Consider the following 7665-nt stretch of genomic DNA (forward strand, 5'->3'; position numbering starts at 1 on the left):
ATGGCTTCGGTTTTCATCCCCGGCGGTAGGATAAGAAACCTCCGGCCGTCGCTGCTCTCCTGATAGCGCACTCCCCACGTCCGGGCGGTCATTTTCGCCAGGGTATCTTCCTGCTGACGAAGATGCGTGTAATTGTCGGTTATCTGCTGCCCCTGCCACCACAGTATGCTCCCGCTCGTGCCGATCAGCAGCGCTGACACCATCAGGATGGTGAGCCATGTCCGCCCGGCAGTCCGCAGTACGCTCCGCCGGTTTTTCTCCATCGCCTCGCTCATACTCTGCTCGTGGGCGAGGATGGCGTCGCTGATTCTCCTCGCGCTTGCGCTCAGTTCCGCTCTGACAGACTGCTCGTGCTCGCAGAATGCGGCTTTCAGCATCTCGCCAGTACTCTTCTGCTGCGCTTTCGATTGCTGCTCTAAGTCCTTCGCTAGCGTTAAAAGATTGCTCATAGATAGCTCCCTTCAGTCGGATGTTTCGCCCCCCGTCCGGGTCGGCAATGCTGATACTGCTTTTCGTGGTGCGCACCACCTTAAAACCTGCACCTTCAAGAGTGTCAGTGACATCCTGACGGCTTTTCAGCTCCCCGGACGAGGCTAAGCTCAGTAGTCCCCGGGTAATGGCTTCTGCGGCCTCCTGCGTCGTTTTCGGCAGCCCGGACGGCGTGACCAGCGCCCGGCGGTTTTCCGGCGCGTTCGGGTCGTGCAGCCCCAGTCTGCCGTTCACGATAGTCTGCCAGGCATCGATGCGCGGCCGGTCGGCGCGGTCGTAGTAAGGCTGGAGCCGCCTGCCGGTCAGCAGCTCGGTATTGGGGATCAGAAAGTTCAGCTCCAGACGCCCCTTGTCCGCGTGCTCCACCCACAGAATGCTGTACTGATCTTTATCGAGTCCGGGCATCAGAACCCGCTCGAAGCTGGCCATCAGTTTTTCCCGCTGGCCGGGAGGGAGATCGGCCTCCGCAAACGACAGGACGCCGGAGGTGTATTTCTTAACGTAAGGCGACGCGTCAATCAGCTCCCGGACTTCTTCCGGCTTCCCCTGCAGGACGGTGGCGCCTTCACGCTGCCGGTCTTTACCCAGCAGATAGTCCACCGGCCCGGCGCCACCGCCGCGACCGCGTGGATGAAATTTAACGATCATCGTCCGTTCCTTTCTCAAGAACGGCGTGCCGCAGCCGCTCAAGTCCGGCATCGATGGCCATCAGCGCCGCCACAATCTGTACCCTGTCATGGCCAGTACCGCCGCCGGTGTTAACACGGCGGGCTATCTGGTTCAGGTTATTGCCCATGCCGGCAAGCTGGCGCAGCAGCGCCGGCGAAATTGAGGGGAGCTTTCCGGTGCGCGCAGGCTTTTCGTCCAGGCAGGTCTGCCGCATCCAGGCCGCCAGCGGCCTGCCGTCACAGCGCTCAAGCAGCCGCCGGTGCTCGTCCTCCGTCACCCACATGGTGAGCATCTTGTTCCGTTTCTCTGACAAACCGGCCTCCTGATAACGCCGGGACGGGCGGGAAAGCCTTTCCCGGTCGGCGCGGGGTTGGACAAGCCGCAGGCGCGTCAGGCTTTTGGCGGGTTTCGGGGCGCAGCCCTGAACCAGTCACGTAGCGCTAGCGGAGTGTATACTGGCTCAATATGTTACGGCGGAGTAACACTTAATAAAAGTGCTTCATGTGGCAGGGGAAAAATGCAGCTGCAGGGCGTACAGGAGAAAATGGAGGTTACAGTGATATGACGCCTCCTCGCTCACTCGGTCGCTTCCGCTCCTGACGTTCGGCTGCGGCGGGCGTTACCTGCAAACGGATAAGAGCAAAGGCATACGGCATGGCAAGCAGGACAGGAAGAGGATACGGAGCTGCCGTTTTTCCATAGGCTCCGCCCCCCTGACGAGCATCACGAAATCTGACGCTCAAATCAGTGGTGGCGAAACCCGACAGGACTATAAAGATACCAGGCGTTTCCCCCTGATGGCTCCCTCGTGCGCTCTCCTGTTCCTGCCTTTCGGTTTACCGGTGTCATTCCGCTGTTATGGCCGCGTTTATCTCATTCCACGCCTGACACTCAGCTCCGGGTAGGCAGTTCGCTCCAAGCTGGACTGTGTGCACGAACCCCCCGTTCAGTCCGACCGCTGCGCCTTATCCGGTAACTATCGTCTTGAGTCCAACCCGAAAAGACACGACTTAACGCCACTGGCAGCAGCCACTGGTAGAGGGTGTACAAGAGATTACTGATGCAGAGTTCTTGAAGTTAGAGCCAAACTACGGCTAAACTGGAAGGACGAATTTGGTGGCAGCGGTCTTGTACACCCTGTTACCACGGTTCAGAAGTTCCCCAACTTACTGAACCTTCGAAAAACCACCTCCCCAGGTGGTTTTTTCGTTTCTGGATAAGAGACTACGACGACAGACGGACGATCTCAAGAAAATCCTCTCTAACAGGTTATATTCAGAGTAAAAAAAGTGAGCTTAAATATGGCTTTTTCAATAGCAGAAGTGCGCGAGGGGCGTATCGGTTCTTGGTAATGACTCCAACTTACTGATAGTGTTTTATGTTCAGATAATGCCCGATGACCTTGTCATGCAGCTCCACCGATTTTGAGAACGACAGTGACTTCCGTCCCAGCCTTGCCAGATGTTGTCTCAGATTCAGATTATGTCGCTCAATGCGCTGAGTGTAACGCTTGCTGATAACGTGCAGCTTTCCCTTCAGGCGTGATTCATACAGCGGCCAACCATCCGTCATCCATACCACGACCTCAAAGGCCGACAGCAGGCTCAGAAGACGCTCCAGTGTGGCCAGAGTGCGTTCACCGAAGACGTGCGCCACAACCGTCCTCCGTATCCTGTCATACGCGTAAAACAGCCAGCGCTGACGTGATTTAGCACCGACGTAGCCCCAATGTTCGTCCATTTCAGCGCAGACAATCACATCACTGCCCGGTTGTATACGCGAGGTTACCGACTGCGGCCTGAGTTTTTTAAGTGACGTAAAACCGTGTTGAGGCCAACGCCCATAATGCGTGCACTGGCGCGACATCCGACGCCATTCATGGCCATATCAATGATTTTCTGGTGCGTACCGGGCTGAGAGGCGGTGTAAGTGAACTGTAGTTGCCATGTTTTACAGCAATGAGAGCAGAGATAGCGCTGATGTCCGGCAGTGCTTTTGCCGTTACGCACCACGCCTTCAGTAGCGGAGCAGGAAGGACATCTGATGGAAATGGAAGCCATGCAAGCACCTAAAAATCACCATCATACACTAAATCAGTAAGTTGGCAGCATTACCGAGAGCGGCTTTTTAATTAAATAATGATTTCCTATGATTTTTTTTTTAAACTTACTTACTTACTTACTTACTTATATCTATGTTATCAAATAATGAACATCATCAATAAAATTTCAAAAAACCATCAAAAAAACATATACATAGCTTTATGTATTATTAATCTAATTTTTATAATTAATACTTCCCATAGAATAATCGCTAGTAATATTTATTACTCCTTAACGCTTATCATACTTGGTGTTATTTTTTTCTATGGTTACACTTCAAAAATTAATTCAATTATTTCTTTATCAATATCAAGTTTTATTATTTCACTTCTATTTGTTGATTTAATGACATATCGAATGACCTCCTGGTATTTTCATCAGGTGCCAAATGAAATCATTAATATTATTCTTGATACTAACCCAGATGAGATTAATAGTAATTTTTTCTTTTCAACAAAAGAAATCATAGGGCTACTAATCATAGCATGTAACTTCTTATTTATTCTTATTGGAAAAAGAGACTCTAAATTTCAGTTAAGGCATTTTTATATTTTCATTATTCTGTTTGTTTCTTTGTTAATCGCCTTTAAGCCATTAGGATTAGCTTTGAAAGAAATTAATAAAGGTTTATCTGAACTTAAGAAAAACGCACAAATTATAAAAGATAAAAAAAACTTCAAGTGGGATTCTAAATCTACAATAAATGATAAGCAAACAGTGGTTCTTTTTTTAGGCGAAACTAATAGAGGAGATTATTTACATTTTAATGGTTACCCTAAAAACACAACCCCAAATTTAGATAAAGAAAATTTAGTTTCTTTTAAAAACACAATATCTCAAGGAGCATATACTTTAGTTTCCACACCAATGATCCTTTCTAGAAAAGGTGTGTATGATAATGGTCTTTTTAATGAAACATCAATAATTAGTGCTTATAAAGAGGCTGGATATGAAACTTGGTATGTTTCTTATCTGAGTAAAAGTCACATAGGAGATAATGAAATAAATTTAATTGCAAATGAAGCTGATCATTATGTTGTATCTGATGTCAACGTGAATACATTAGAGAAAATATTAAATAATAAAAGCAAGAAAAAGCTCATAGTTTATAAAACTATCGGGAGTCATTATCTGTATCATACAAGGTATCCATCAAATTATGATGTTTTCAAACCATCTTTTAATGAAAAAACATATTCAACTCCATCTTTAAAAGATAAGGATAAATTAGAAAATAGCTATGCTAATTCAGAATTATTTTCTGTTGATAAACAGATAAGCGATTTCATTAATGTGTTAAAAAATACAGATGGACTTGCATATTTATCTTTTATTTCAGACCATGGAACTGCTATTTATGATGATGGTAAATCGTTGTATGGCGGTAATACAAAAGGCAACTATAACATTGCTCATTTTTTTTGGTTTAATGATTTATACCACAAACAACATCCTGAGCTAATACAAAAACTTTCAATTAATAAAGATAAAAAAATAACATCCGAATGTTTCGTAGATACTAGTTTAGAGTTATCCTTTATTGAAAGTAAGATTAAAAAAGGTTGTTCCCTACTAAACGATAAATTTATTGAAAAACAGCGATTGGTGAAAAATGGTAAAGTTTATGATTTCGACCAAGATTTATAAAATGATTTCCATATAATTGAACTAGCTAAAACTTAACCTGGCAGTTACTTATTTTTATTAGGTGTCTGTCAGGTTAAATATGTTTACTAAGTTATACAAAATATAAGACACTGTTGCAAAGTTAGGGAAGGTGCGAATAAGCGGGGAAATTCTTCTCGGCTAACTCAGTCATTTCATTTCTTCATGTTTGAGCCGATTTTTTCTCCCGTAAATGCCTTGAATCAGCCTATTTAGACCGTTTCTTCGCCATTTAAGGCGTTATCCCCAGTTTTTAGTGAGATCTCTCCCACTGACGTATCATTTGGTCCGCCCGAAACAGGTTGGCCAGCGTGAATAAGGGGTGAGTTTGGAGATTGGAAATTATTGTACGTTAAGCCTGTTTTTTGAACAGATCGCGCTATCGCAATAGGGTGTACTCCTGCACTATACGGCATTTAGCCTGTATGTTTGGGTAATGAGACAACCTAAATGCGACAGCGTGAGCGCAATAACTTAAATGCGATAGTCAGTAACAATAAATCAATCAGTTACCAATCAGAAACGGTTAAATTATGTTCTTAACGTACAATAATTTCCATTTCCCAAACCGACCCCAGGAAGGACATCTGATGGAAATGGAAGCCACTGGAGCACCTCAAAAACACCATCATGCACTAAATCAGTAAGTTGGCACCATTACCGGAAAATCAACCACCACCTTTAGCCTTTACTTTTTACGGATAATTCCTAAAAATGTTTTTTTTACATTAAGAAACAGGAAGTCACATGAGCTCAAAAAAACACTGTTAAGCATAGCCCTACTAACCGCCTCGATTACCGCTTTATCAGGCTGTCAATCCAATGCCGATCAATATGCTGCTGACGTTTATGACACAGGGCAACTGAATGCAAAACAGGAGACGAAAACTGTAAACATAATTTCTGTTTTGCCTGCGAAGGTTGCTGTTGATAACACTGCAAACAAACAAGCTGCACAAACCTTTGGGGCAATCCTTGGCGCTGTGGTTGGCGGTGTGGCTGGTCATAACGTCGGAAGTGGTAGCGGACTTTGCACAACAGCCGGAGCCGTTGGCGGTGGTGCCGTCGGTGCCGCAGTAGGAACATTAGTCAAAGATAAATCTATCGTTGAAGGTGTTTCTTTAACTTACAAAGAAGGGACAAAGGTATTTACATCAACTCAAGTAGGAAAACCATGTCAGTTTACTACTGGTTTAGCTGTTGTTATTTCCACAAAAAATAATGAAACAAGAATCCAGCCAAACACAACATGCCCGGTAAAAAAATAAGATTCAAACGATGAAAAGAATCATTATACCCCTCATCCTTTCTTTTAGTGGAAGCAGCTTTGCAAACTCACTTCAAGAACAATTATCTGCAGTAGCTCAAACTGAACAGCAGGGAAAAGCTGAAGAGCAAAGACTCATGGATATCCAGAGAGAAAAAATTGAGGAAAACAAACGGCTTGAGCAAAAAAGGAGAGAAAGAGCAAGAGCAGAAGCGAACAGGAGAGCAGCCATAGCTTCTGCAGAGAGAAAAGCTCACCGTGAAAGAATCGAAGCTGAGCTCAAAGCCGATAAAAATAGAGATCAGAAATATGAAGATGAACTAAGAAAGCTTGAAATCGAAAAACAAAAGTTAGCATTAGCCAGGGAAGAGGCAAGAGTTAAACGCGAAAATTAATTCATAGACCAAGAGTTAAAAAACAAGGCAGCCCAAACAGATGTAATTCAATCTCACGCCGGCTCAAACAGAAATATTTCAGAAGGCGGGAAAGATTTAATGAAAAGCGAAGGGAAAGCCAGAGAAAAAGAAGCTGGAGAATGGTTTAACTAGCTTCATTTTTATAATTAAAGTTGATTTCAAGTTTAATTAACAACGGATGTTATTTACCATAACATCTGTTGCCCGCACCGCTCCGGACGGGTTCGCCACAAACGGGGCGGCAGTCAGGTAAAACCGGCAACAAACCACCCGATACACCGCCCCGTTCGTGACAGATAAATTTTACCCGACTGCATAGCCATGCAGCCAGATGCATGGCGTGTAAAGTCACACTAAAATCAGCGCGAACGCCTTAAAAACAGGTAAATGCTTCTCCAGCCAGTCCCACAGCCCGGCCGCCAGATACAGGCAGTTAAGTACAGCTTCAATGACGTTAAGCAATTTCATAATTCCCCCCCAGGTATAGGCCGTGATCTTTTTAATCACGAACCTATTTAGCGGGAGAAGTAAGAGCCCCTCTTCGTGCGGGTTGTCAGCTGCCTGGATGGTTTAAAGTGTCGGCCCGCGGTAGGTTTTCTGCGGCTGGCGCTCCAGCTCCAGTGTTTTCTGATACTCATTCTCCCTCTGCCGGAGCTCGATGGCATTCAGTTCCCGGACAAGCGGCGCAGCTGCTCGCTTAAACTCAGCACCTGCGTGCTCAAGTCCGACACGCGCTCGTTCAGCACCGCGTTCTCCCGTTGCATAAGCCCACACATGCTCCGCCATTCCGCGAAGGCGCTCTCCCATTCGTCCAGCCTTTGCGAGTAGTCCTGCTGTAGCTGCTCTAATGCGCTCAGCAACTGCTTTTCCAGCTCTGTCATCTTCCGCTACTCCTGTTTCAGGCGGATCCATGTCGTCCCGCCGTAAGGGATGGCTTCGGTTTTCATCCCCGGCGGTAGGATAAGAAACCTCCGGCCGTCGCTGCTCTCCTGATAGCGCACTCCCCACGTCCGGGCGGTCATTTTCGCCAGGGTATCTTCCTGCTGACGAAGATGCG

General features: G+C 46.1%; 6 protein-coding genes and 1 pseudogene. 3 read left to right on the top strand and 4 right to left on the bottom strand.

The genetic code is table 11. From position 1 onward, the window contains the following. The 3 genes from FTV42_RS17665 to FTV42_RS14780 all read right to left on the bottom strand — a co-directional run. Positions 1 to 449: MbeB family mobilization protein (locus FTV42_RS17665; RefSeq protein WP_257223462.1), on the bottom strand; the 449-nt coding region annotated here is incomplete at its 3' end. A 677-nt stretch (positions 450 to 1126) separates the two neighbouring features. Continuing rightward, entirely contained in the window at positions 1127 to 1471 is a 345-nt protein-coding gene (locus FTV42_RS14775; RefSeq protein WP_058663788.1) for a MobC family plasmid mobilization relaxosome protein, read from the bottom strand. Between the two features lie 1049 nt (positions 1472 to 2520). Continuing rightward, positions 2521 to 3170, bottom strand: a protein-coding gene (locus FTV42_RS14780) for an IS1 family transposase (RefSeq protein ID WP_373683239.1) whose coding sequence is annotated in 2 segments (ribosomal slippage) — positions 2521 to 2969 and positions 2969 to 3170 — 651 coding nt in all. Because the reading frame shifts where the segments join, the coding sequence is not laid out codon by codon here. Positions 3171 to 3365: 195 nt separating this feature from the next. Here FTV42_RS14780 and FTV42_RS14785 point away from each other — a divergent pair. The 3 genes and pseudogenes from FTV42_RS14785 to FTV42_RS14795 all read left to right on the top strand — a co-directional run bounded on the left by FTV42_RS14785 (position 3366) and on the right by FTV42_RS14795 (position 6740). Next, on the top strand, positions 3366 to 4907 hold the full coding sequence (locus FTV42_RS14785; protein ID WP_095092192.1) for a phosphoethanolamine transferase: 1542 nt from the start codon (positions 3366 to 3368) through the stop codon (positions 4905 to 4907). Positions 4908 to 5833: 926 nt separating this feature from the next. Next, a complete protein-coding gene (locus FTV42_RS14790) occupies positions 5834 to 6193 on the top strand; it encodes a hypothetical protein (RefSeq protein WP_257221968.1) in 360 nt (119 codons plus the stop codon). 10 nt (positions 6194 to 6203) lie between these two features. Further along, positions 6204 to 6740, top strand: a pseudogene (locus FTV42_RS14795) (DUF5384 family protein). Positions 6741 to 7273: 533 nt separating this feature from the next. On the opposite strand, the gene FTV42_RS14800 reads toward FTV42_RS14795, so the two are convergent. Then, positions 7274 to 7489: an MbeD family mobilization/exclusion protein gene (locus tag FTV42_RS14800; protein ID WP_000137422.1), complete on the bottom strand. Its 216-nt coding sequence runs from the start codon at positions 7487 to 7489 to the stop codon at positions 7274 to 7276. Between the last annotated feature and the right edge of the window lie 176 nt (positions 7490 to 7665).

The organism is Acinetobacter sp. YH16052 (assembly GCF_013417155.1).
In the GTDB taxonomy this organism is placed as follows: domain Bacteria; phylum Pseudomonadota; class Gammaproteobacteria; order Pseudomonadales; family Moraxellaceae; genus Acinetobacter.